At 71.0% G+C, this 23,472-nt stretch carries 22 protein-coding genes and 1 pseudogene; 15 read left to right on the top strand and 8 right to left on the bottom strand.

Features of this window, described 5'->3' with window-relative positions; translation table 11 throughout:
* The first annotated feature begins 544 nt into the window (after nt 1-544).
* Nucleotides 545-1,915, top strand: coding sequence for an MFS transporter (locus IQ251_RS16485; protein ID WP_193929486.1), 1,371 nt, complete (start codon nt 545-547; stop codon nt 1,913-1,915).
* Between the two features lie 5 nt (nt 1,916-1,920).
* On the opposite strand, the gene IQ251_RS16480 is transcribed toward IQ251_RS16485, so the two are convergent.
* Both IQ251_RS16480 and IQ251_RS16475 read right to left on the bottom strand, forming a co-directional pair.
* Complete coding sequence (locus IQ251_RS16480) at nt 1,921-2,247, bottom strand: DUF2795 domain-containing protein (RefSeq protein ID WP_193929485.1); 327 nt, start codon at nt 2,245-2,247, stop codon at nt 1,921-1,923.
* A 12-nt stretch (nt 2,248-2,259) separates the two neighbouring features.
* On the bottom strand, nt 2,260-2,601 hold the full coding sequence (locus IQ251_RS16475) for a DUF8129 domain-containing protein (protein WP_193929484.1): 342 nt from the start codon (nt 2,599-2,601) through the stop codon (nt 2,260-2,262).
* 290 nt (nt 2,602-2,891) lie between these two features.
* Here IQ251_RS16475 and IQ251_RS16470 point away from each other — a divergent pair, with 290 nt between their 5' ends.
* On the top strand, nt 2,892-3,098 hold the full coding sequence (locus IQ251_RS16470; RefSeq protein ID WP_193929483.1) for a DUF2795 domain-containing protein: 207 nt from the start codon (nt 2,892-2,894) through the stop codon (nt 3,096-3,098).
* Nucleotides 3,099-3,164: 66 nt separating this feature from the next.
* Nucleotides 3,165-3,392 carry a DUF2283 domain-containing protein gene (locus IQ251_RS16465; RefSeq protein WP_193929482.1) on the top strand — a complete coding sequence of 76 codons (228 nt, stop codon included), beginning with the start codon at nt 3,165-3,167 and terminating at the stop codon, nt 3,390-3,392.
* Here IQ251_RS16465 and IQ251_RS16460 read toward each other — a convergent pair.
* Entirely contained in the window at nt 3,383-4,195 is an 813-nt protein-coding gene (locus tag IQ251_RS16460) for an SAM-dependent methyltransferase (RefSeq protein WP_193929481.1), read from the bottom strand. The genes IQ251_RS16465 and IQ251_RS16460 overlap by 10 nt on opposite strands.
* A 343-nt stretch (nt 4,196-4,538) precedes the next feature.
* Between IQ251_RS16460 and IQ251_RS16455 the strand changes: the two genes are divergently transcribed.
* A complete protein-coding gene (locus tag IQ251_RS16455; protein ID WP_193929480.1) occupies nt 4,539-5,411 on the top strand; it encodes an SAM-dependent methyltransferase in 873 nt (290 codons plus the stop codon).
* Here the strand turns inward: IQ251_RS16455 and IQ251_RS16450 are convergent.
* The 5 genes from IQ251_RS16450 to IQ251_RS16430 all read right to left on the bottom strand — a co-directional run bounded on the left by IQ251_RS16450 (nt 5,392) and on the right by IQ251_RS16430 (nt 11,108).
* The gene (locus IQ251_RS16450; protein ID WP_193929479.1) at nt 5,392-6,042 is read right to left on the bottom strand and encodes a class I SAM-dependent methyltransferase; all 651 of its coding nucleotides are present in this window, start codon (nt 6,040-6,042) and stop codon (nt 5,392-5,394) included. The two genes, IQ251_RS16455 and IQ251_RS16450, sit on opposite strands and share 20 nt — an antisense overlap.
* Nucleotides 6,043-6,127: 85 nt before the next feature.
* A complete protein-coding gene (locus tag IQ251_RS16445) occupies nt 6,128-6,838 on the bottom strand; it encodes a class I SAM-dependent methyltransferase (RefSeq protein ID WP_193929478.1) in 711 nt (236 codons plus the stop codon).
* A 97-nt stretch (nt 6,839-6,935) separates the two neighbouring features.
* Nucleotides 6,936-8,372 carry a glucosyltransferase gene (locus IQ251_RS16440; RefSeq protein ID WP_370591453.1) on the bottom strand — a complete coding sequence of 479 codons (1,437 nt, stop codon included), beginning with the start codon at nt 8,370-8,372 and terminating at the stop codon, nt 6,936-6,938.
* Between the two features lie 268 nt (nt 8,373-8,640).
* Nucleotides 8,641-10,098: a DUF2142 domain-containing protein gene (locus IQ251_RS16435; protein WP_370591454.1), complete on the bottom strand. Its 1,458-nt coding sequence runs from the start codon at nt 10,096-10,098 to the stop codon at nt 8,641-8,643.
* A gap of 11 nt (nt 10,099-10,109) precedes the next feature.
* Nucleotides 10,110-11,108, bottom strand: coding sequence for a glycosyltransferase (locus IQ251_RS16430; protein ID WP_193929501.1), 999 nt, complete (start codon nt 11,106-11,108; stop codon nt 10,110-10,112).
* 276 nt (nt 11,109-11,384) lie between these two features.
* Here IQ251_RS16430 and IQ251_RS16425 point away from each other — a divergent pair, with 276 nt between their 5' ends.
* From IQ251_RS16425 to IQ251_RS16380, 11 genes and pseudogenes are all read left to right on the top strand, one after another.
* Entirely contained in the window at nt 11,385-11,828 is a 444-nt protein-coding gene (locus IQ251_RS16425) for a GtrA family protein (RefSeq protein ID WP_370591452.1), read from the top strand.
* Nucleotides 11,829-12,187: 359 nt separating this feature from the next.
* Nucleotides 12,188-13,645 carry a phospholipid carrier-dependent glycosyltransferase gene (locus IQ251_RS16420; RefSeq protein WP_193929475.1) on the top strand — a complete coding sequence of 486 codons (1,458 nt, stop codon included), beginning with the start codon at nt 12,188-12,190 and terminating at the stop codon, nt 13,643-13,645.
* A 120-nt stretch (nt 13,646-13,765) separates the two neighbouring features.
* A complete protein-coding gene (locus tag IQ251_RS16415; protein WP_193929474.1) occupies nt 13,766-16,792 on the top strand; it encodes an arabinosyltransferase domain-containing protein in 3,027 nt (1,008 codons plus the stop codon).
* 67 nt (nt 16,793-16,859) lie between these two features.
* The gene (locus IQ251_RS16410; RefSeq protein ID WP_193929473.1) at nt 16,860-17,633 is read left to right on the top strand and encodes a class I SAM-dependent methyltransferase; all 774 of its coding nucleotides are present in this window, start codon (nt 16,860-16,862) and stop codon (nt 17,631-17,633) included.
* A 127-nt stretch (nt 17,634-17,760) separates the two neighbouring features.
* Nucleotides 17,761-17,850 (top strand): annotated as a pseudogene (locus IQ251_RS19840) (methyltransferase); the annotation flags it as partial.
* A gap of 127 nt (nt 17,851-17,977) precedes the next feature.
* Complete coding sequence (locus tag IQ251_RS16405; RefSeq protein WP_193929472.1) at nt 17,978-18,724, top strand: IclR family transcriptional regulator; 747 nt, start codon at nt 17,978-17,980, stop codon at nt 18,722-18,724.
* Nucleotides 18,725-18,877: 153 nt separating this feature from the next.
* Nucleotides 18,878-19,645, top strand: coding sequence for an SDR family NAD(P)-dependent oxidoreductase (locus IQ251_RS16400; RefSeq protein ID WP_193929471.1), 768 nt, complete (start codon nt 18,878-18,880; stop codon nt 19,643-19,645).
* Between the two features lie 525 nt (nt 19,646-20,170).
* Complete coding sequence (locus tag IQ251_RS16395) at nt 20,171-20,464, top strand: HypC/HybG/HupF family hydrogenase formation chaperone (protein WP_193929470.1); 294 nt, start codon at nt 20,171-20,173, stop codon at nt 20,462-20,464.
* On the top strand, nt 20,464-21,570 hold the full coding sequence (hypD, locus tag IQ251_RS16390; RefSeq protein ID WP_193929469.1) for a hydrogenase formation protein HypD: 1,107 nt from the start codon (nt 20,464-20,466) through the stop codon (nt 21,568-21,570). Before IQ251_RS16395 ends, hypD begins: the two co-directional genes overlap by 1 nt.
* Nucleotides 21,567-22,643, top strand: coding sequence for a hydrogenase expression/formation protein HypE (hypE, locus tag IQ251_RS16385; RefSeq protein WP_193929468.1), 1,077 nt, complete (start codon nt 21,567-21,569; stop codon nt 22,641-22,643). The genes hypD and hypE overlap by 4 nt, the downstream gene beginning before the upstream one ends.
* A gap of 80 nt (nt 22,644-22,723) precedes the next feature.
* A complete protein-coding gene (locus IQ251_RS16380) occupies nt 22,724-23,440 on the top strand; it encodes a DUF6390 family protein (RefSeq protein ID WP_370591451.1) in 717 nt (238 codons plus the stop codon).
* Nucleotides 23,441-23,472 lie beyond the last annotated feature (32 nt).

Genomic DNA, 23,472 nt, shown 5'->3' with positions numbered 1-23,472 from the left:
ACACGGCGTTGAACGTGGACGTGGCGGAGTGGAAGGCCGAGCTCGGACTCATCCGCGAGTGGTTCGCCGAGATCCCGGTCCCGCCGGAACTCCGGGACGAATTCGCCGCCCTGGAGCGGCGCCTGCACGCCGCCGATCGCTGAGCGTTTCGGTGCCGCCGGACCGAGTGGCGCTCCGGTCCGCTGAACGGAGACCGAGCGCGCGCTCGGGCGAGCGGTCGGATCAGTCGAACGGACCCGACCTGACCTGGTCAGGAACGCGCCACCGCCGTTCCGCTCGGCCCGGCGCCGCTCGTGCTCGACGCCCACGAACGCGGGCGTGCTTTCTCCGGGAACCGCATCGGACCGAGCCTGGCCGCGTGCGGGCCGACCGGTCACCCACGGCACCATCCGCCCGCGCAGATCCGTGCGTGCGGATCTTTACCGAACGGCCGCGGTGTTGCAGGCTTGTCCGCCGTGCGCGGCGTGCCGGGATGAACGGGTGCAGCCGCGGGCCAACGGAGGCGCGGGCCCACCGAACGCGCCCGCCGGACGACAGGAGCGGGATGGCAGCGGGGCGAACCTCGACGAGTCCGGCCGCGAACCAGCGGCGGGTGGCCGCGGCCACCGTCATCGGCACGACCGTCGAGTGGTACGACTTCTTCATCTATGCCACGGCGGCCGGTCTGGTGTTCACCGAGCTGTTCTTCGAACCGGCTGGACGGGAGATCGGACTGCTGCTGTCCTTCGCCACCGTCGGGATCAGCTTCGTGTTCCGCCCGCTCGGCGCATTCCTGGCCGGGCACTTCGGCGATCGGCTCGGCCGGCGGGCGATGCTGGTGCTCACCCTGCTGCTGATGGGCGGCGCGACCAGCCTCATCGGCCTGCTGCCCACGTACGCCTCGGCAGGGGTGGCCGCACCGGTCGCGCTGCTGGTTCTACGGATCCTGCAGGGGATCTCGGCAGGCGGGGAATGGGGCGGTGCGGTGCTCATGGCCGTGGAGCACGCGCCCGCCGACCGCCGCGGGCGTGCCGGTTCGGTCCCGCAGCTGGGCGTGCCGCTAGGCATGCTGCTGGCGTCCGGGGTGACCGCGCTGATGACCGGCGTCATCTCGCCGGGCGAGGAGTTCGTGCAGTGGGGATGGCGGGTGCCGTTCCTGCTGAGCGTGGTGCTGATCGGCGTCGGCTACTTCGTGCGCCGCGCCGTGGACGAGAGTCCGGTGTTCACCGAACTCGCCGAGCGCGAACAGCGGTCCGGGGCGCCGGTGGTGGAGCTGTTCCGCAAGCACTGGCTGCTGGTGGTGCTGGCCGCGCTGGTGTTCGCGGGCAACAACGCCGCCGGGTACATGACCACAGGCGGATTCATCACCAGCTACGCCACTGGGCCGGACGTCGCTCGACCGCTGGGCAGCACCGAAGTCCTGGTTGCCGTGTCCGGATCGGCACTGCTGTGGTTGCTCACCACCTACGCCGCCGGGCGGCTCGCCGACCGGATCGGCCGCAGACGGTCCTACATCTGCGGGTACGCGGGCCTGCTCCTCGCGGTGTTCCCGATGTTCCTGCTCGTCGACACGGGTGACGCGGGCCTGCTGTTCCTCGGGCTGGCGCTGTTCACCGCGGGGCTGGGACTCACTTACGGCCCGCAGGCGGCCTGGTACGCCGAGATCTTTCCCGCTTCCATGCGGTATTCCGGAGTGGCGATCTCCTACGCGAGCGGCGCGATCGCGGGCGGAGCCTTCGCGCCCACGATCGCCACCGCGCTGGTGCAGGCCACCGGGAGCCTGCTGTCCGTGGGCGTCTACCTGTCGGTGATGTTCTTGATCGCGCTGGCTGCCACGTTGATGCTGCGCGACCGCCCGGGGATCGATCTCGGCATCGGCAACCAGGCCGAGCAGGAGACGGGTGCCACTGTGTTCGAGGTGCGCAGGCCGGACTGAGCGCCTCACGCCTTCCGGTTCTCGCCGATCTCCTCGGCGATCGGATTGGGCGGTACCTCGGTCTGGTGCTCGGCCAGACCGCTGTCCGCGTTGTCCCGGGCCTGCTTGGCCTTCTCCGAGCTCGTGCGCCCTTCTTCCGGCCCGGTGTGCAGGGTCACCGACCGCACGACCTCGGTGAAGTCGCCGTACTCGACCGGTTGCAGCGAGCGCAGGGCCCGCAACGTGTCCGCATCGGCGTCGTTGTGCTGCGCCCGGTCCACCAGATCGTCCTTGGTGGCCGGATAGTCCACATCGGACAGCACGGCGCGCAGCGTTTCCCGATCAGTGCTCATGCTCGCTCCGCTTCATTCGGTGTGCTCGATGCCCTGGCCGGTCGAACTGCGCGTGCCGTGCCCGGTCGGCCGACCCGGTTCGGCCGGGCCGGTCGGAGTGACCGGAGATCCGGCCGGGGTGTGCGACGGGGCTTCCGGCGCCCGGCTCTGGTCCCCGGAGCTGGGTTGCGCCCCTTGTTCCAGGTCCTGCAGCCGGTTGGTGAGCAGTTCGATCACCGGCACCCGGTCCGCGTGCGCCCGCTCGTGCTCCAGCAGCAGCCGCACGTCGTCGGCCTCCAGCGCGCGGACCCGGTGCTGCAGCGAGCCCATCGGCAGTTCGTCGTAGTCCGGTAGCGGCAGCTTCTGCTCCGACAAGACGGGCCTCCTTCGCGGCTCGTTGATCCGGCCCGTGTCATACCCGCCCGGATCGCCGCGGAAACGGCCGCCCACCGGCGGACATTGCGAGGTGTGACCGATGGGCACCGCGGGTAACCAGTGGTCGAGGCGTTGACGTGCTCGATGTGCGAAAGGGGTTTTCGATGGTAGCTGTGTTGACGCGGTTGACCGAGGTCGCCCGGGACATGAACCGCTGCCGGGAGGCGCTGCACGGCAAGCTCCCGGAGCAGCGCAGGCCGGCCGACCACCGCGCCAGGTGAGGACACGGGATGACCAAGCGGGATGAGCTCCGGGTGCTCAAGGCCCTGCAGGGGCTGGAATACCCGGCCACGGCGGAACGGATCCTCGATTACGCGCAGACGCGCGATGTCGATGCGCAGACGCTGCGGGCGCTGTCGGCCCTCCCCGAGGGCGAGTACGGCAGCGCGGCCGAGGTGGAGCAGGCCGTGCCGCAACGGCCCGAGCAAGCGGGTTGACCGACACCGGCGGCGGGCGGATGCCGGTCCGGCCGCCGCCGCAGGGCGCGCGATGAGGATGGTGCGGTGCACTGGGAATACTCGCCGGACAGCGATGCCGCGTACCTGCACCTGACGCGAGCGGAACCGGCGGCCGGCCGGGAGAGCATCGAGGTGCCGGTCCCGGACGCGGTGACCTCAGCGGTGGTGCTGGACTGGCAGGACGGGATCCTGGTCGGCATCGAGGTGCAGCGGGCCTCCACCGTGCTCGACCCGGACCTGCTGGCCCGTGCGATGCGGCCGGGTCAGACCTGACCGCGCACACCCACACCGGCCCAGCTGACCGCTGCGCGCGGCGAGCAGCCGTGCTCGTGCGGGTCCGCTGGATGCCAGACGGCGGCGGGCACCAGACCGGGCGCCATGAGGTCGAACCCGGCGAACAGCGCGCCCACTTCCGCGAGGCTGCGCGGGTGCAGCCCGCCCGGCACCTCCGCCGCGCCCGCATCGCCGGTCAGCTGGCTGAGCACCAGCGCGCTGCCCGGGGCCAGCGCCGAGCGGTACTCGGCCAGCACTCCCTCCACATCGGCGCCGTGCCCGATGTGGTGCAGCACGCCGACCACGAGCAGCGCCACCGGACGCGCGAAGTCGAGCAGCTCGGCGGTGCGCGGGGCGCCGAGCACGTCGTCCGGGTCGAGCAGGTCGGCATGCACGACCGCGGCCGACTCGGTACCGCGCAGCAGCTCGTTGCCGTGCGCCACGGCCACCGGCTCGTGGTCGACGTAGACGACCCGGCTGCCCGGAGCGCGGCGTCGGGCGACCTCGTGCACGTTGCCCGCCGTGGGGATGCCCGAGCCCAAGTCCAGGAACTGGTCGATGCCGCGGTCGGCGCACCAGGCCACCGCCCGCTGCAGGAAGGCGCGATCGACCGCGGCGGGCGGCACGGTCTGCGGAGCGTGGCCGACCGCGGCGTCGAGTCGTTCCCGGTCCGGTGCGAAGTTGTGCGTGCCGCCGAGCTGGTAGTCGTACATGCGCGCGAGATTCGGCGTGCGTGCGTCCACATCGCGGATTTCGGTGCCGAAGGCCGACTCCACCGCGTTCTCCTCGCGCCCGGTGAACATGGGGCGAAGGTAACCAGCAGCGGCGACCGGGCGCCAGACCTGCGGCGATCGGCGGTCGCTGCAGCAGGATGACCGGTCGGTGCGCCGGAATTGACCGATGTGCCGGGTGCGGCGAAACCGCTCCGTTCCGCAGCGCGGAGCGTCCGAAGTGGATCTTGCTCCGCGGCCGATAGCGGATCCGCATTTCGGGAGCACTGCGCGGGAATTTGCCCTGTTGCGTCGCCGATGGCGCTTTCCCGCAAGGCTTTTCCGGTGTCGGAGATCACCATCTCCTTGTCGGGCGATCATGACAGGTGCCAGCGTAGTTAGCAAAGATAACTACGTGTCGGGGAGGTCGAGCCGGATGAGTTCGACCGAGCAGTGGGACATCGTGACCAGCGTCGGGCTGACGGCGCTCGGCGTGGCAGCCGCCCGGGCGGTGGAGGACACGCGTCCGGACGCCCTGGTGCACGACCGCTTCGCGCACGCCTTCGTCGAGGCGGCCGACCCGCCCGCGACGATGCCCACCAGTGGCGAGGACCTGCCGAACCCGGAGTGGCATTCCGTCGCCGACTACCTCGGTGTCCGCTCCCGGTTCTTCGACGACTTCTTCGCCGTCTCCGCCGACTCCGGCATCCGGCAGTTCGTCATCCTCGCCGCCGGGCTCGACGTCCGGGCGCACCGGCTGCCGTGGCCGTCGGGCAGCGACGTGTTCGAAGTCGACCAGCCCAAGGTGCTCCAGTTCAAGGACGAGGTGCTCACCGGAGCGGGTGCGACGGCGTCCTGCGCCCGGCACGTGGTGGACACCGACCTGCGCGGCGACTGGACCGCGGCGCTGGCCTCGTCCGGCTTCGACCCGGACCAGCCCACCGCGTGGCTGGCCGAGGGATTGCTGCCGTACTTGCCGGTGGAAGCCGAGGCCGAACTGTTCGCCGCGGTGCGCGAACTGTCCGCACCGGGCAGCCGGATCTCGCTGGAATGCATCGACGCCGCGGCCGGTGTCCTGGACGAGCAGACGCTCGACCTGGCGCGCCGGCAGTTCGGCATCGACATTCGGGACCTGTTCGACACCCGCCCGCGGACCAGCCCGCAGGAGCAGCTCACCGCGGCGGGCTGGCGGATCGCCACCGACGAGAACGCCGCGACGATCGGTGAGCACTACGGGCGCAGCTTCGGCCTGGACACCGGGGCGCGAGTGGCTCAAACGAGCAGGTTCGTCATCGCGCAGCGGGACTGACCCCGAGCGCCCCGGAACCGCCCGGCACGTGCTGGAACTCGGCGACCACGTCCAGCGCCGGGCGGGGCCCGCCGCCCAGCAGCCGCGTCGTCCGGTCGGCGAACCGGGTGGCCAGCTCCGGGAAGCCCGCCAGATCGGCCAGCAGATCGTGCTGGGTGTAGAGCAGGTCCGGGTCCTGCGGGCCGCCGGTTCCCGCGGTCAGGTTGTCCGCGTGGTGCCCGACCACGAGCAGCCGGCCGCCGGGCGCCAGCGAGCGGGCCGCCCTGCGCAGCACCTCGGCGCGCTGCTGCGCCGGAACGTGCAGGTGCACCACCAGGACCAGGTCGAACGCGCCGTCCGGCTCGTAGTCGGCCGCATCGGCCGGCACCCAGCGCACCGGATGCGTTGCCGACCCCGCGCGAGCCTGCTCCAGTCTGCGGGCCTCGTCCAGGGCCACCCGGGAGAAGTCGACCGCGGTCACCGCCCAGCCGCGGGTGGCCAGCCACACCGCGTTGCGCCCTTTCCCGCTGCCCAGGTCCAGCGCGCGTCCCGCGGGCAGCTGCGCGGTGCGCTTGCGGACCCACTCGTTCGGATCCGCCCGCCACAGCAGGTCGGCAACCGAACGGCGTTCGTCCTGGTCGTGCGCGTGCATGCTGCCTCCGGAGTCCGCGGTCGACCCGCCGAACTTAGCGCCGCCGCATAGCCCGACGCAGCCCGGTGTCCCGCCCGAACCGGCCTCAACCCGGGCGGCGCGCCACCGCGAAGACCGACTGGCCGAACGGCGGCCGCACCCGGGACTCGATCCGCCGCTCGATCGGCACGTACACCCGGTCGTAGGCGCTCAGCATCGCACCGGCCTTCGGCCGCCCGCCCAGGACGCGGCAGGTCAGCCACCACGCGAGCAGGCCGGGACCGTTGATGTAGCGACACTGCTCCGGTACCAGGCCCGCGCTGGTGAGCGCATCCGCGAGCTGCGGGACGCGGTATCGGCGGTGATGTCCGATCGCCCGGTCGAAGCGGCTCATCGCGAACTCGAACGCCGGGACGATGAGGAGCACGGTCCCCCCGGGCCGGACGAGCCCGGCGAAACTGCGCAGCGCACCGATGTGGTCCTCGATGTGCTCCAGGACGTTGTACGCGACGACGTTGGTGTGCTCGCCGCGCTCGGTGATCGGCACCCCGAGCTCGCGCACGCTGACCCGCTGATCGCCCGCGAACCGCTCCCGCAGGATGGCCAGCCGCTCCGGCGCCGCCTCGCTCGCCGTGATGGCAACGCCCATGTCCGCCCACTCGGCAGCGAAATGGCCCAGCCCGGAGCCGATTTCCAGGACATCCGCACCGAAGTGCGGCACCGCGAGGGAGCAGAGCCAGCGGCGGTAGTTGACCGCGGACACCAGATCTTCGAGGGCCTCGGTCTGCAGGTTCGTGTCGCCGTCGATGCGTGTCATGTCGCAGCGTCCGTTTCGGTAGCGGGGCAGGTTCAGTGGCGGAGGACGTACCCGGCGCTCCCGTCCGGATGTCCGGGCCGCCGGGTCTCGTCCGGCGTCACGAGGAGCGGAGGGTCGAGCACGGCAGGACGATCGCGAAGGTCACGGGCTCACCGGGCGGCGGAACCGGAGCCACCTCGATCGACACATCGTCGGGTCCGGGAACGATGGGCACGGAACCGGATCCGTCGTGGTCGGCGACGAGTGGCGCGGACTGCGGTGCTCGGTCCTCCGGCGGGGCGGCGCATTCCTCGCGCGCCGCCTGGAGTTCGGCGGACCACCTGGTGGCCTCGCTCCGCACGGTGGGGGCACCCACATCGCTGAGCAGCTGCACACCGGCGAGGCAGGTGAGCACGAGACCGGTGGTCCGGGCGGAGAGCGGGAAGCGCCGGGATGAGGTCCGCGTCGACACGTTGTCCAGTAGCACGACCAGGCAGGCCCAGAGCAGGAGCAGCGGAACGAGCGTGTACCGCGACCCGTTGATGCTGAACTGCTCCCGGTCGAGCAGGGAGGTGGTCCCGCGCAGGCCGAGCGGGACCACCAGGTAGGCCACGGAGATGAGCAGTGCCGCCACGGCGATGCGGCGCGCTCCGCGTTCCGCCCTGATCACCAGGAGCGCCAGCGCGACGCAACCGAGGACGCCCACCGCGGCGACACCGGCCAGGCCGAGCGCGGTGTAGAACGGGATCAGCGATCGGTCGCCCGTCACGGCGCTCGCGCCGACCCGCAGCCCGTAGATCCAGAACAGGTCGCCGACGGATGTCGCGCTGTTGCTGTAGGAGTCGGCTTGGCCCAGGTAAATCGTGGCCTGCAGGCCGAGCGCCGCCACCATCGCCGCCGCGGGGATCACCGAGGCGCGTCGCCGGGGGGACACGAGCGCAGCGGGCAACACCAACGCCGTCAACGGATCCGACAGCGCTGCGAGCACCACGATGAAGCACGCGCCGGCGCGACCCCGGCGCGAACTCGGTGCGGCCAACAGGACCCAGAACGCCGCGTAGGCGAGGTACCAGTGCAGGTTGCTGATGTTGGCGTTGACCTCGTACCCGGCTTGGGGCAGTAGCGGGACGAGTCCGGCGAGCAGCAGCGGTGCCCAGGTGGAGGTGAGGATCGTCCTGCTGGTGAAGAAGACCAGCAGCGAGATCAGCGCGACGACCAGCGCACCGCTGATCGCGAACCACACCGCTACCCACTCGATCGGCAGGTGTGCCGCCGGTTGGGCGAGCAAGCGGCACACGACCTGGAAGTACCCGGCGTGCGGGGCGAAGAGGTTGTGCCAGAAGTCGTGCCGGAGAGCCTGGTTGAAGAACACACCGCCGTCTTCGGCCCAAATCACGTGCGCGGCCCGGTTTCCCGGTCCGCGCATCAGCTGGAGCAGCGTAGCCAGGACGACCCAGCCGAGGCTGAGCCAGAAGACGCGCGCACGCCCCTGTGGCCATCGGATGGGCTGCCGCGGGCTGGGACTGCGGACACCGTCCAGTGTTTGTTGCGTCACGCATCCTCCCGGATGACGTCGATGCGGCCGCGTCGGCTACACGCCCAGTTCGAGCGCCCCTGGACCTGTGCTCGGCTGCGCTCCGTGGTGCGTCGAGTCCCGGCGGGGCCGCCAGCGGATCGCTGAGGCAGGGTACTGATGTCGCTGCACGTCTCCCGCGCAGTGCGGTTGTCGTCCGTGCAGGGCACGGCGGTCTCCGCTGGCGAAACCGGGCGGCTGCTGTCCCCGAAAGAGGGCGTGTCGGAGCATCGGCGGCGTGCTCCCGCTCTCATCCCCACAGGACGTACCAGTACTTCAGCGCGGCGAGGGCCAACGCGGTAGTCACCATGACGACCACGACCTTCTCCGGAACTGCGCTGGACCGCGGAGGTGCCGCCTGCCAGCGCAGCGGGACGAGCTGCGCGTACACGGCCAGTGCCAGGACGGCGAGGGGGAGGAAGTACCGACCCTGAACCCCGTCGATCGTGAAGTGCCCGACCGCGGTCCACTCCAGGTAGAGGGCTCCGAAGATGGCCGCCACGCTCAACACGAGTCCCGCGCTCGTGACCAACAACCTCGGGCGGTCGGCGCACGCGGGTTCGGAGAAGCCCACGGCGACCACCGCGGCCACCAGGCACATCGCCACGGCGGTTGCGGGAATCGGGACGGCGGTGTTCCCGAGCGTGCCGAACATCCCGGTGACGATGTCCGGCTCCAGCTGGACGAACGTGTTGACGAGGACACCGACGAACCTGATCGGGTCCGCCAGCACCAGCTGCAACTGATCATCTTGCGAGACGTGCACCCCGGGTCGCATGAGATGCATGCCGGCGCTCGTCTTCGCGGATACGGCCGTCCACGCCAGGAACGCGGCAGCCCCGACGACCGTGGCCAGGTATTTCACCGGGGTTCGGAGCGACAGCTGCGCGGCGGGCGTGATGGCGAGCAGGAGCGCGAGGATCACGTATGTGGGTTTGGCGAGCGGTAGCGCCACCGCGGTGGCGCACAAGGTCCACGATTCCCACGTCGAGAGTCGTGCTCGCAGGAAAGCGGCTTTGGCGAACAGACAGCTGAACAGGAGCGCGAGAGCGTTGGTCACCGCATCGGCGGTGATCATCGACGCTTGGAACACGGTCATCGGCAGCAGCGCCACGACCAGAACAGCCCACTTGAAGCGGTGTTCGGACAGCGCTCGGAGCCCGAGCCAGACGAGCGACGTGGAGGCGATGAGCGTGCAGAGGCGCATCGTGGCCAACGCGGCACCGACGGAAGCGCCGACGAGCTCCGCAGCGCGGAGCCCGAGAACCGAGGGCAGGTAGGCGATCGGGGAGTACGAGGAGGTGTTGACGAAGCCCATCTCGATGTGCGGGGCTTGGAGCGGTTGCGCCGCGAGCTCGGCGTAAGCCCCGGGATCGGCGACGCGGGGTTCCGGCGGTTCCGGCAGCGTGGCGACCGCCTCCGCCGCGTACTCCCGCAACGCGTTGACCGTGGTGGGGATCTCCCCGCCGAAGTTGGTCCCGTTGGGATCGGGCATTTCCCGCGGGACGATCTGCCCGTGGTCGATGGCGTAGGCGCGGCCGAAATGGGCGAACTCGTCGGACCCCCACAACGGGGGGTTCATGACGAGGAAGATGCAGCCGAAGAGCGCGCTGAGCAACAGGTACAGAAGTGCGCACGGCTCGACTCGGAACCCGGACGTGGATGGGAACGCGGACGCGCGGCCCGAAGCGGTGCTGCTTTCCGGCACGGTTCGATCAGTCACGGAGCCCTGCCAGCATCGTGCGGGGGGCAGGGCAGGTTGAGGTAGGCGAGCCGCCCTTGTTCGCGCCGCGTGCGCCGCAGTCCGTCCAGGATGAGTCCGGCCACCAGCGCGATGAGCGCGAGGATGACGAACGAGGAGGACAACACCGCGGTGGGGAGGCGTGGTACGGCACCGGTCTCGGCGAACTCGGACACCACCGGGATGCCCAGCGCGAGCCCAGCGAAGAGCAGCAACGCGGTGACGGCACCGTGGTAGAGCAGTGGTCGTTCGTGCCGGGCGAGCTCGGCGATCAACCACAGGATGCGCCACCCGTCGTGGTAGGTGCGGAGCTTGCTCTCGCTGCCGTCCGGGCGGTCCCGGAAACCGATCTTCACCTGCTCCTGGGGCACGCGGAGGTTCATCGCGTGGACCGTGAGCTCGGTTTCGATCTCGAATTCGCGGGACACCGCGGGGAAGGACTTCACGAAGCGCCGGGAGAAGACGCGGAACCCGCTGAGCATGTCGTCCACCCGTGCGCCGAATATCCTGCCGACCAACCGGTTGAACAGCTTGTTGCCGAACGTGTGCCCGGGACGGAAAGCGGTATCGCTGATCTCGGTGCGCACCCCCAGGACGTGGTCGTACGGTCCGTCGCGCAGCAGGTCGATCATCTCGCCGGTGCGCGACGCGTCGTAGGTGCCGTCCCCGTCCACCAGCACGTAGATGTCGGCTTCGACATCGGCGAACGCGCGGCGCACGACGTTTCCCTTTCCCCGCGCCGCTTCCCGCCGGACGATGGCGCCCGCTTGCTTCGCCGCCTCCGCGGTGTCATCGGTGCTGTTGTTGTCGTAGACGTAGACCTCGATGCCGGGAACCGCTTCGCGCAGCGATCGGACCACGTCGGCCACGGTGGGCGATTCGTTGTGGCAGGGGACGACCGCCGCGATCTTGGTTCCCGTGCGACGAGCGTCGACGCGCCGGGTGATTCCGCCGTCGTCGGCAGGTGCTAGAGCCACGGTTCCCGTCCACGTCAGAAGGAGTCGGTATCCGGATACGTTCCGGGCTGATCGCGGGGCAGAATAGGGAAGGCCCGCGTGATCGTCGTGCAGCGACAGGCGGTCCCGCCGAGTACCACTCTCTCGTGTGGTCAAGGCGAAGCCGGGGCCGATCCGGGCGCGTTGCGCGAAATCGGCCGGGCGATGTGCGAGCGTGGCCGGCGACGCCGACGGGGTCGGCAGCGGATGTGCGGTGGCGAAGCAGGTGTTGTGGTCGGTTCCGGTGATGCTCCCGGTGTGCACGACGGCGCAGCGGGCAGCGTGATGACGAGGACGTTCGCTGTTGCGCGCGCGCTTCCCGCGTTCCTGCGGTTCTTGGTCGTCGGCGCTGCCAGTGCCGGCGTGTACTACCTGCTCTACCAGGGGAGCCGCCAGCTGGTGCCGTACCTGGTCGCGCATGCCCTCGCGCTGTCGATCGCCATGGTCGCCGCCTACCTGCTCAACTGCCGCTACACGTTCCGGGTTCGACCGAGCTTGCGCGGGATGGTGCTCTACCCGCTGTCCAATCTGGGCGGGTTCGCCGTGAGTGCTCCGGCTCTGTATCTGCTCGTCGACCACCTCGGGCTGAGCCAGCTCATCGCACCCCTCCTCGCTCAGGGGATCGCGACACCGGTGACGTTCCTCGTCGCGCGGTTCGTTCTGCTGCGGTCGGCGCGGCACCGCGATCGCAGTACCGGATGACTGCGCGGGCGCGGCGATCACTCGCTCGGGATGAGCGAATGCCCGCCCTCTCGTAGCCCTCGCAAGAGGGCGTGTCGCAGCCACAACCGCGTTGACGCCCTGGTCCTGGCAGCGTGGTTGACCTGTTGGAGTGATGGTGGGGAGTCGGCTGCGGATCCCACCGTGGTGGCACGCGCAGAACGTCTACGGTCCGGGCCATGTCCGATGAGGGAATTCCGTCTCGGCTCGCGGGTTGGATCAGGACGGATGCGGTTCTCCGCCCGCACAGGCGGTCTTGGGGTTCGTCGATGGCGGGTTCGGTGCGCGCGAACGGATCCGGACCCGTCGAAGACGTCCGCGGCCGGGGACGGTGCGGACGGGTGCTCGCCGGGCTCCGGCGGCACTGGGTACTGACGGTTGTTCTCGTCGGCGGCATCGTGCTGCGAGCGGCCGCCCAGGTCGCGTACCGCCCCGCGTTGTTGTACTTCGACTCGTACTGGTACCTGGAGAACCTGGAAGCGCTGTCCCCCACCGAGAACAATCCGATCGGATACCAGCTCCTGCTGCTGAAGGCGCTGGTCCCGTTCGGCGGATTGGCTTCCGTCGCTCTCGTCCAGCACGTGCTCGTGATCGGAATGGCGGTCGCCGCCTACGTTCTGCTCCTGCGGTGGGGGACTCGACCGTGGATCGCCGGAATGGCATCGGCGCCACTGCTTCTGGACGGGTACCAGGTCCAGATCGAACAGCTGATCATGTCGGACGTGCTGTTCCAGGCGTTGATCTTCTGCGTGGTGTTCGCGCTGCTGTGGTCGACCGAACCCGGACCGTGGCGCTCGTTGCTCGCGGGGGTGTTCCTCGGCTGCGCGGTGATCGTCCGCCTCCCGGGGATCGTGCTCGTGGTCCCGGCGGTGCTCTTCGTCGTGTTCGCGGTGCGCGCGGGCAGGGAGATCTGGCGCCATCGCCTGCTTTCGGCGTGTTCCCTGTTGTTGGGCTTCGCGGTCGTGCTCGGTTCGTACGCGAGCTACCACCACGCGTGGACCGGTGAGTTCGCGCTCGGGGGCTCGAAGGGCGGGAACGTTCTGATGTTCGGACGAGCCGCGATGGTGGCCGACTGCGGCTCGCTCCCGTTGACCAGTGATGAGCGGTTGGTGTGCCCGGAGATGACGCACGAGGAACGTGTCCGGTTCGGGATCGACACCTTCATCCACCACTACCCACGTGCTGGCACCGTGCCTCCGGAGGTCGACGTCGAGGAGGTGAAGGGCTCGTTCATCCGGAAGGTCTTCCTGAACCAGCCCGGCGAGGTGCTGGGCGCCGTGGCCACCGACTTCCTCAAGGGTTTCGCCCCCACGAGGGTCCAGGCCGCCGGCGATGTCCCCCTGGAGCGCTGGAAGTTCCAGGAGACATACCCGATGTACGCCGGGCAGACGTACGTCCTGGGAATCCTGGACGAGTTCGACGACGGGGGCTACGCCGTCGACGAGAGGTTGGCGAGCGCCCTGCGCCTATACCAGTCCACGGTCGGCTACACGTCGGGGACCGCTCTGGGGGCAGCCCTGCTGATCGCGGTGCTGGCGGGTGCGGGTCCGCGCGGATCGCGCCGGTTGAGCACGGGGAGAGCCGCGCTGCTACCGGCCACCATGGCGGTGTCGGTGCTGGGGGCGTCGGCAGCCGTGGAGTTCTCCTGGCGATACCAATTGCCCGGTTTGGTGCTCATCCCACTCGCCGGAGCTTTGGGCGTGACGGCTCTCATGTGCGGAAGGGCGGACGGCGCCGCCGGATCGCGGAGCGCCGCACCGGAGTCCGATCGTCGCGCGGGCCTGGCGGTGCCCGAATGATGGGGAACCGGGAGTGCGGTCGGCTGATCGCCGCCCTGTCGCCGGACGGGTGACCTCCTTGGGGTGAAGATCATCCGCTCACCGCACGTGGCGGTGGTGGGAACCTGAAGATCGTCCACCGTGTCCGTTGTTCCTCCTGCGCCGAACCTGCTCGACCGCGCACCGGCGCCACCCGAGCGCCGCTCGCGAACACCGCGACCACCCGCGGACCTCGGTCGTGCGGCGGTCGTGCTCGCCGTCCTCACTCTCGTGCTCGGACTCGCCGCGGCCCTGGCCCCGGTGCGCGCGGCGGAACCGGTGGTCAGCTGGCCGCAGCCGGGTCAACCGGTGGAGTCGACCACCCTCGCGCTGAGCCCGCCACGCCCGTTGTCGCTGGACGTGACCGTGGACTGCGCGGCGCTGCGCGACATCGGCTCCGGAACTGCGCTGGCCACCGGGGGAGCCGGCGCGAACGGTCAACGCGGGCTGACCGCGTCGGCGGTCGACGACCGCATCGTGGTCCGCAGCGGCGGCGGAGTGTTGCTGGACGAACCGGTGCCGCGGAGCGGTTGCCGGTACCAGGTGCAGGCCGACGACAGCGGTATCCGTGTGCTGCGGGACGGCGTGCTCGCGGCCGAACGGGCGGGGGAGCCGGTGCCGCAGGTCGCGGCGCTGAGCACGGACCTCGACCGGGGCCGGGCGAGCGACGAGCTGCGCGTCGTGGTGCGCCCGGACGACCGGTACTCGAGCTCGCCCGGCACCACCAAGATCGCCCTGCTCGTGCTGCACGGGGCGGCGTTGCTCGCGACGCTGCTGCTGGCCACGCGGGCCTGGCCCCGGGTGCGGGGTGTGGTGCGGACGCCGCGGCCGCGGCCGGTGGACGGCGTCGTCGCGGCCGTCGCGACCTGCTGGGTGGCGCTCGCCCCGGCGCACTACGACGACTCCTGGTACTCGCTGATGGCACGCAACGCCGGCGAGGCGGGCTATATCGGCAACTACACCTACATGTTCAACGCGACGGAGAACCCGTTCGTCGCCAGCCAGTACCTGATGCAGCTCTGGGGCGAGCTCGGCGACCACTCGGTGTGGTGGTTGCGCTTGCTGCCGCTGGGCTACGGACTGCTCACCTGGGTGCTGCTGCGCTGCCTGCTGGCCACCGCGCTCGGCCGGACCGCGCAGCACGCGGCGGTCCGCACCGCGCTGGCGCTGGCCTTCCTGGTGTGGTGGCTGCCGTTCGGGCTCACCCTGCGGCCGGAGCCACCGATCATCTGCCTGAGCGCGGGCGTGCTGCTGGCCTGCGAAGTGGCACGCCGCGCGCGGAGCATCCCGGCCCTGGCGGTGGCGGTGCTGTGCGCGGCGGTCGCCGTGGCGTGCTCGCCGTCCGGGATCGTCGCGTTCGCACCGGTTCTCGTCACCGCGACCCCGTGGGTGGCCGATCTGCTCCGCCGCGGCAGGTGGACGGTGCGCCTGGGGGTGCTGCTGGTACCTGCCGCGGCGGCCTCGGTCTTCGTCCCGCTGGGGTTCGGCGATGCCGCGTTCGCCGACGTCGTGGAGGCGACCGAGCTGCACCGCTGGTACTACCTCTCCTACTCGTGGTTCGACGAGTGGGTGCACTTCGGCACGCTGATGGCCGGGCCGTGGGCGCTGCGGTTGCCGGTGCTGCTGACGATCGCCGCCGGCGTGCTGGTGGCCATCGGGCGCGGGCGGCATCCGGTGCGGCCGGGAACGGTGCGGTGGCTCGTGTCGACGAGCGCGGTCACCACGCTCGTCGCGTTCGCGCTGCTGTCGTTGAGCCCCACCAAGTGGGCGCTGCACTACAGCGCGGTGGCGGCACCGGCGGTGCTGCTGCTGACCGGTGCCCTGCTGCGCTCCCCGCTGGGCCGCGACCCAGGCCGGATGGCCTGCGCTGCCGGGACCGGGGTGCTCATCGCGCTGGTCGCCGCGGGTTTCGCCGGTCCGAACGTGTGGAAGCCGCTCAGCGACCGGGGGCAGCCCTTCGGCGACCACGCCGACCCCGCGCCGACGAAGGCCGATCTCGACGGCATGGCCCCGCATCTCGGTGAGTTCTACTTCCGCGACGTGCGGCTCTGGGTGGCGGTGGCGCTGGCGGCCCTGCTGGTCGCGCACCTGCGCAGGCGGCGCGGCAGGACACGCGGTGCCGGCCCGGACCGGGCGGTACTGATCACCGCGAGCTTGGGTCTGGTCAGTTGCTTGCTGACCGTGTTCGCGTTCGCCCCGCTGAACCACGCACCGGGGTGGACGCCCGCCGCGGGGGCGGTGCAAGCGCTGGCCGGCAACCGGGACGGGATGGCCGCGGACGTGCAGGTGCTCGCCGGTGCGCAGACCGCGCTCGGCAGGCCGGACGGCCCCGTGCAGCGGACCGGCGGTTTCGCCGGGGAGGAGCCCGCGCCGCTGCCCGCGCCCGCAGCGGGGTCGGTCTGGCACGACCGCGGTGCGGACGGCACCGCGGAGCCCGGGTCGCTGCGCACCGGGTGGTATTCCGTTCCCGCGCGGCGCGACGGAACGCACGTGGTGGTCCCGCTGGCCGGGCCCGGGCTCGATGCGCACCGCGTCGCGCTGGAGATCGCCACGCCCGACGGCGTCCGCTCGGTCCCGCTGCGCCCCGAGCCGGTCGCCGAACCGCGCTACTGGCAGGAGGTCGGCACCGTGCTGCCGCCGGAGGCGCGCGCGGTCCGGGTGACCGCCGAGGGTGGCGGTGACTGGGCGGCGCTGGGCGAACCCCGGCTGGCGGCGATGCGCCCGGCCACCGAGATCACGGCCGGGAAGTCCGTGTTCGTGGACCAGGTGCTCGCCGCTTACTGGCCTGGTGTGCAGCACGCGCCGATCCGGGGCGGCATGCTCGTGCCGCCGGAGATCATGATCCGCGCGGAGGGCGGCATTCCCGCCGACATCCTGCGCAACCCGGTCCGCGCGTCCTGGGGCGGTACTTACGCGGACTTCGGGGCGGTCGCGGTGCCGGTGCGCATGCACGCCGAGCTGCCGCCCGGCAGCACCCGCGCGCCGAGCTGGGGTCGGGTGGAACGGGTGGTCTACGACGATCCGCCGGGAGGACTGCACCGCGCCACCGAACAGCACTCGCGGGATGGCTGGCAACGGCTGCCCACGCTAGCCCGCGAGGAGTACATCGGGCGCGAGGACGACGGCTGATGAGCGGCATCCCGTACTGATCGCGTTCGGTAACATGTCGTGTTCGCAGGGTGTTCGGGGAGGGCGCATGGGTTCGCGACGCGCTGATTACGGGACGGATGCACCGGCGGTAACCGCGGCGCTCACGGCAGGTGCGGTGCTCGCCGGCCTGGCGGTCTGGTCGTTCGGGCAGCCGTGGCAGCGGGTCGCGTCGGCGCTGCTGGCGCTGGTCCTGCTGCTCTGCGCGGCCAGCGCGCTCTACACCTCCTGGCTGGGCAAACGCCTGGTGTGGTCGCGGATCCTGGAGCGGCTGGATCCGGAACCCACCGGTCGCGTCCTCGACCTCGGCTGCGGCCGCGGGGCCGCGCTGCTGGCCGCCGCGGACACGTTGGGGCCCGGTGGGATCGCCGTGGGGGTGGACCGCCGCTGCGGACGTCCGGTGGACGCGGCGGCGATCGCGGCCAACGCCGCGGCCGAGGGACTGGCCGACCGGGTGTCGGTGGTGTGCGGGGACATGCGCGCGCTGCCGTTCCCCGACGCCTCGTTCGACGTGGTGCTGAGCAGCGTGGCCGTGCACGACATCCGAGACGCGCCCGGGCGGGCGGCGGCGGTGCGCGAAGCGGTGCGGGTGCTGCGGCCCGGTGGGCGCATCGCGATCGCCGACGTGCGCCACCACCGCGCGTGCGCCGAACAGCTCAGCGCTGCCGGGTTCACCGACATCCGGGTGCGTAGGCTGAGCTGGCGGTTCAGCTATGCGGGGCCGTGGGGAGCGACGTGGCTGGTGAGCGCCTTGCGCCCGGTCGTGCCCGGTATCCGCACCGCGGCGCAGCAGGCGGAGGCCGGCGAGGCCACCCCGCGCTGACCGGGTTCGCACCCGAAAGCGCAATCACGCTCGGGTCGTGATGCTGCGCATGAAGGACCGATTCGGCGAACGGCCCGGGTTCGAGATCGAGCAGTTCGGGATCGGCGAGCGAGTTCTCGCGGACCCGGTCCGGAAAGGCGGTGCCGGGTCGCCGAACCCGCGCCTGGTGGCCGTCTACGACCGATACGTCGTTCCCATGACCAGGGCCGTGGAACGGTGTCCGCGTGCCCGTCGGACGGGAGCAGCAGCGCACCGGGTGATTCGGAGTCATTTCGTCCATAAAGGACTGCTGTCCTCGTGGTTCGGGGCTTGTGCGTGGGGTCGTGCGGCGCGAGGATGCGACCATGGCAAGGTCGCCGTCCGGGGAATCCGTGCTCACGCGCATCGTTCGGGTGCTCGATGCTTTCGACGCCGACAACCCGGCGCTCGGGGTCTCGGACATCGCCCGGCGCGCGGACCTCCCGCTGGCCACCGCGCACCGCCTGGTCGGTGAACTGGTCGGGTACGGGTTCCTGGAACGCTCGGCCGACCGGCGGGTGCGGGTCGGCTACCGGATGTGGGAGCTGGCGGCGCGCAGTTCGCAGGCCCTCGCGTTGCGCGAGGCGGCGATGCCGTTCATGGAAGACCTGCACGCGGTGATCCGCCAGCACACCCAGCTGGCGGTGCTCTGCGGCGACGACGTCCTGTTCGTGGAGCGCCTCTCGGTGCCCGACGCGGTGGTCAACGCGACCCGCATCGCGGGCCGGCTCCCGGCGCACGCGTGCTCATCGGGCCTGGTGCTGCTCGCCCACGCCGACCCCGCGGTGCAGGAGCGGTTCCTCGACGGCGGTCGGTTGCCCCGCTTCACGCCGAACACGGTCGCCGATCCTGCGAAGCTGCGCCGGGTGCTCGCCGACGTGCGCAGGGAGGGGCACTGCGCAGCCGATGAGATGTTCACCTGCGGCGCGGCGGGTGTCGCGGTTCCGGTGCACGACGGCGCCGAGCAGGTCCGCGCCGCGCTGTCCGTGGTGGTGCCCGCGGGTGGGAACCACCGCGCACTGGTTCCGGCGCTGCGCACGGCGTCGCGCGGCATCTCCCGGGCGGTCCGCTGAGCGCAGCGCCCCCGCGGTGGTTGTTTTCATTCAATGAAATCCCGTCTTCTGCCCGGCCCTGCCGCCCGGCACAGTTCAGCCGCAACGGACGGCGGTAGTGATCCGATCGTCCGTCCACTGTGGTGCGCAGTGCTGAGGGACCGGGAGGAATCGATGGCAGGACGCGGCGAATCGAGACGTGTGGCCGGGAAGAAGGCGATCGTCACCGGTGCGTCCGGGGACCTGGGCGGTCCGTGCGCCGCCTTGCTGGCCCGGCACGGTGCCGAGGTGGCGTGCCTGGACACCGTGCCGCCCGGTGGTTCGGCTCCCGCGGACGGGCTGCACCATTGGCAGGTCGACGTGACCGAAGGTGCGGAGGTGCACCGGGTCGTCGAGGAAGTGGCCGCCGCATTCGGCGGAGTGGACGTGCTCGTCAACGCGGCCGGCGTGCTCGGCAAAGCGGGTCCCTCGCACCTGGCCGACGAGGACGACTTCGATGCCGTCTTCGACGTCAACGTGAAGGGGACCTGGCTGGTGACGAAGTGCGCCATGCCGCACCTGATCCGCAGCGGGCGCGCCAGCGTCGTCAACTTCTCGTCGATCCACGGTCTCACCGGCGGATCGAACGTCCCGCTCTACCACGCCGCCAAGGGGGCGGTACGACTGCTCAGCAAGGCAGACGCGGTCACCTACGGACCTCGCGGCGTGCGGGTGAACTCGGTGCACCCGGGGTCGATGAACACCCGGATGAGCAGGGATTCCGCAGCGCGCAGCGGAATCGGCAGCGAGCAGTACTACCGGAAGCTGGTGTCCGGGAACCCCATCGCGCGGCAGGGCGAACCGGACGAGGTCGCCCATGCGGTGCTGTACCTCGCTTCCGACGAGGCGGCGTTCACCACGGGTTCGGAACTGGTGGTGGACGGCGGTTTCACCGCCCAGTGACCCACTGCCCCCGGTTGCGCGGAGCACCCGGACACCGTCGTGTCGTCATCACCGGTCGGGTGCGGAGCGCTGGGCGCGGATCCGCGTGGGCCTCGCCGAGCGGGTGGACCGCGACGACGAGAGCTGGTCACCGTGCCGCGGTCGTGCCGATCCGGCCGCGGCACGGGCAGCCGCGTCGAGCGGCCGCATCCCGCGTGCACCGCCGGAGCGGAGCGGATCCGCTCGACCATGCGAACGGATGACCGCGGGCCGTCGACGTCGGGCAGCGACGATCAGCGCGTGGTACAGATGCATCGCGAGGGCGCTGCGCGGCGCTCCCCGGCGTCGTGGCACTACCGCGCACCGGCGATCCGCCGAACGTGCACCCGGCGGCAGCGCACCGATCCACCGTGTGAGCGGCCACCGTGCTCGCACCGCCCTCACCGTTCCGGCGGTCAACGCGCACGTCCTGCGCGCCGGCGAACTGAACCACCCACCACAGCGGGGAGAACCACCCCGCGCGGCTTGCCGAACCGAGGAGGCAGCATGTGCCTCGCAGTACCCGGGAAGGTCGTGACCACGCACGACGCGGACGGCGCTCCCATGGCCGAGGTCGACTTCGGCGGGGTCCGCAAGGAGGTCTGCCTGCAGTACGTCCCGGACGTTGCCGTGGGCGACTACGTCATCGTGCACGTCGGATTCGCCATCCAGCAGCTGGACGAGGAGTCGGCCCGCGAAACGCTGGCCAACTTCGAGAACCTCGGTCTGCTGGAGGAGGAGTTCGGCGACCAGATGGCCCAGGCCGCTCGGCAGGCCGGTATCGAGGAACCGAGGCGCTGATGAAGTATCTCGACGAGTTCTCCGACCCCGACCTCGCCCGGCGGCTGCTGGACCAGATCCACCAGGTGACCGAGCATTCCTGGGCGATCATGGAAGTCTGCGGCGGGCAGACGCATTCGATCATCCGGCACGGCATCGACCAGCTGCTCCCCGACGGGATCGAGATGATCCACGGTCCGGGATGCCCGGTGTGCGTCACGCCGCTGGAAGTCATCGACAAGGCGTTGGCGATCGCCGCGCGCGACGACGTCGTGTTCTGCTCGTTCGGCGACATGCTGCGGGTTCCGGGCAGCGCCGAGGACCTGTTTCGAATCAAGAGCCGCGGTGGCGACGTCCGGCTGGTCTACTCGCCGCTGGACGCGTTGGAGATCGCCAAGCAGAACCCGGACAAGGAAGTCGTGTTCTTCGGGATCGGGTTCGAGACGACCGCTCCGGCGAACGCGATGACCGTGTACCAGGCCCGCAAGCTCGGCATCCGGAACTTCTCGCTGCTGGTGTCGCACGTGCTGGTCCCGCCTGCGGTCGCCGCCATCATGGAGTCGCCGACCTGCCGGGTGCAGGGCTTCCTCGCGGCCGGGCACGTGTGCAGCGTGATGGGCACCCGGGAGTACCCGGATCTCGCCGAGCGCTACCGGGTTCCGATCGTGGTCACCGGATTCGAGCCGCTGGACATCCTGGAAGGCATCCGCCGCACGGTGCTGCAGCTGGAGGGCGGGCGCCACGAGCTGGAGAACGCCTACCCCCGGGCCGTTCCCGCGGAGGGAAACCCGGCGGCGCGGGAGATGCTGCAGGACGTCTTCGAGCCTGCCGACCGCGCCTGGCGGGGTATCGGGACGATCCCGCAGAGCGGGTGGCGGCTCGCCGAGGCGTACCGCGAGTTCGACGCCGAGCACCGATTCGACGTCGACGGGATCCGGACCGACGAATCGGCGGTGTGCCGTTCCGGTGAAGTGCTGCAGGGGCTGATCAAACCGCACGAGTGCCCGGCGTTCGGCCTGGAGTGCACGCCGCGCAACCCGCTCGGTGCGACCATGGTGTCCTCCGAAGGCGCCTGCGCCGCATATTTCCAGTACCGCCGGCTGGACCTGGCAGGTGCGCAGCGATGAGCGAAGACGTGATCGAGCGCGCGACGATCGACGCCGACGGGTGGACCTGCCCCGCCCCGCTGCGGGATTCGCCGAACATCGTGTTGGGGCACGGTGCGGGCGGTGCGCTGTCCGCGGATCTCGTGCAGCACCTGTTCCTACCGGGATTCGGCGCGGCGGCAGCCAACGATCTCGGGGATTCGGCGGTGCTGCCCGTCGCGGGCGGTCGGGTGGCGCTGTCCACGGACTCCTACGTCGTCAAGCCCGTGTTCTTCCCCGGTGGGGACATCGGTGACCTCGCGGTCAACGGCACGGTCAACGACTTGGCCATGTCCGGGGCACGTCCGCAGTTCCTGTCCACGGCCTTCATCGTCGAGGAAGGCACACCGCTGTCCGAGCTGAGCCGCGTCGCGCGGAGCATGGGTGCGGCGGCCGAACGTGCCGGGGTCCAGCTGGTCACCGGGGACACGAAGGTGGTCGATTCCGGGAGCGGGGACGGCATCTTCGTCAACACCGCGGGAATCGGGACGGTGGCCGAGGGCGTGCACATCCGTCCGGACCGGGCGCGGCCCGGCGATGTCGTGCTGGTGTCCGGGGAGATCGGCCTGCACGGGATCGCGGTGCTGAGCAGCCGGGAGGGCGTCGAGTTCGGCACGGCGGTGCGCAGCGACACGGCACCGCTGAACGGGCTGGTCGCCGATGTGCTGGCCACCGGAGCGGACGTCCGGGTGCTGCGCGATCCTACTCGGGGCGGGCTGGCCGCTTCGATCAACGAGATCGCGCAGGGCTCGGGGGTGGGTATCGCCGTGGACGAGGGCGCGATCCCGGTCCCGGCCGGTGTGCGCGACGCGTGCGGGCTGCTCGGTCTGGACCCGATGTTCGTCGCCAACGAGGGGAAGCTGGTCGCCGTCGTCGCCGAGGAGGACGCCGACCGGGTGCTGCAGGCGATGCGCGCGCACGAGCTCGGGACGCACGCGGGGGTCATCGGGCGGTGCGTGCCGGACCACCCAGGTGCGATGGTCGCCCGGACCGGTCTCGGTGCCACGCGTGTGGTGGACCTCCCGGTGGGCGAGCACCTGCCGCGGATCTGCTGAGTCCGCACATCGACAGCTCCGCGCGGAACCCCGAGTGCGGGACGGGGCTCCGCGCGGAGCGTTCCAGGAGGATGATCCGGGTGCACAGCGGTGCTGCCATGTTCGTGCGGTACGCCTATCCGCCGAACGAGCTCGGCTACTGCGGTCCCCCGGACCCGGGGGCGCTGCTGCGGGCGTCCGACGAGGTGCAGCTGCGCGAGATCGCCGAGCAGTTCGACGGGGCGTGGTGCTATCTGGAGACGCTGGCCGCCGGGACCGGGCACGCCGACCCGCTCGACGAGCGGGTGGTGGAGGCGTACTGGCTGGGCAGTCCGCTGCTGGAGCGGCTGGACGGCAACGAGTTCTCCCGGGCGGTCACCCGCCGGTTCCGCAACGAGTACGGCGCCCGGATGGCGGGTCTGGCGGGTCCCGGCGGCGCGGACGCCCCGGCCCGCGCGCACCACGGCTTCCACGTGTTCGAGGTCTACCCGTGGGCCCGGTTGCTGGAGCGGGGCGCGGGTGCACACGCTCTGTCCATTTTGGATCAATGCCGCATCCGCTGGGGTGTCGTCACCGAGGTCGCCGAGGACCGGGCAGCGGTGCGGTCGCGCGGGCTGCACTGGGACGGGCGGCGCCTCACGTTGGGCGTCGAGCGCACCGAGCACCCGCGGCTTCCAGCCGGACACGTCCGGGTCAGACCGGGTGATCACGTGGCGATGCACTGGGACTGGATCTGCGATCGGCTGACGCAGCGGCAGGTGGCGCAGCTGCGCGGCCGGACCGCCCAGCAATTGGTGCTCGCGAACCGCAAAGTGTGAAAACGTCGCCGGTTTCGTGATCGGGGGCGGTT

Origin of the sequence: Saccharopolyspora montiporae (assembly GCF_015209505.1) — a bacterium.
Taxonomy (GTDB): domain Bacteria; phylum Actinomycetota; class Actinomycetes; order Mycobacteriales; family Pseudonocardiaceae; genus Saccharopolyspora; species Saccharopolyspora montiporae.
The sequence above is the reverse complement of the archived record's forward strand: the minus strand, read 5'-3'. Positions and strand labels throughout refer to the sequence as shown.

What these genes read in the sequence shown, in the direction of transcription:
- IQ251_RS16485 (WP_193929486.1), top strand. Translation starts at nt 545, where the DNA reads ATGGCAGCGGGGCGAACCTCGACGAGTCCGGCCGCGAACCAGCGGCGG.
- IQ251_RS16460 (WP_193929481.1), bottom strand. Translation starts at nt 4,195, where the DNA reads ATGTTCACCGGGCGCGAGGAGAACGCGGTGGAGTCGGCCTTCGGCACC.
- IQ251_RS16450 (WP_193929479.1), bottom strand. Translation starts at nt 6,042, where the DNA reads ATGCACGCGCACGACCAGGACGAACGCCGTTCGGTTGCCGACCTGCTG.
- hypE (WP_193929468.1), top strand. Translation starts at nt 21,567, where the DNA reads ATGAGCGAAGACGTGATCGAGCGCGCGACGATCGACGCCGACGGGTGG.
- IQ251_RS16410 (WP_193929473.1), top strand. Translation starts at nt 16,860, where the DNA reads ATGGGTTCGCGACGCGCTGATTACGGGACGGATGCACCGGCGGTAACC.
- IQ251_RS16480 (WP_193929485.1), bottom strand. Translation starts at nt 2,247, where the DNA reads ATGAGCACTGATCGGGAAACGCTGCGCGCCGTGCTGTCCGATGTGGAC.
- IQ251_RS16445 (WP_193929478.1), bottom strand. Translation starts at nt 6,838, where the DNA reads ATGACACGCATCGACGGCGACACGAACCTGCAGACCGAGGCCCTCGAA.
- IQ251_RS16470 (WP_193929483.1), top strand. Translation starts at nt 2,892, where the DNA reads ATGACCAAGCGGGATGAGCTCCGGGTGCTCAAGGCCCTGCAGGGGCTG.
- IQ251_RS16405 (WP_193929472.1), top strand. Translation starts at nt 17,978, where the DNA reads ATGGCAAGGTCGCCGTCCGGGGAATCCGTGCTCACGCGCATCGTTCGG.
- IQ251_RS16455 (WP_193929480.1), top strand. Translation starts at nt 4,539, where the DNA reads ATGAGTTCGACCGAGCAGTGGGACATCGTGACCAGCGTCGGGCTGACG.
- IQ251_RS16395 (WP_193929470.1), top strand. Translation starts at nt 20,171, where the DNA reads ATGTGCCTCGCAGTACCCGGGAAGGTCGTGACCACGCACGACGCGGAC.
- hypD (WP_193929469.1), top strand. Translation starts at nt 20,464, where the DNA reads ATGAAGTATCTCGACGAGTTCTCCGACCCCGACCTCGCCCGGCGGCTG.
- IQ251_RS16400 (WP_193929471.1), top strand. Translation starts at nt 18,878, where the DNA reads ATGGCAGGACGCGGCGAATCGAGACGTGTGGCCGGGAAGAAGGCGATC.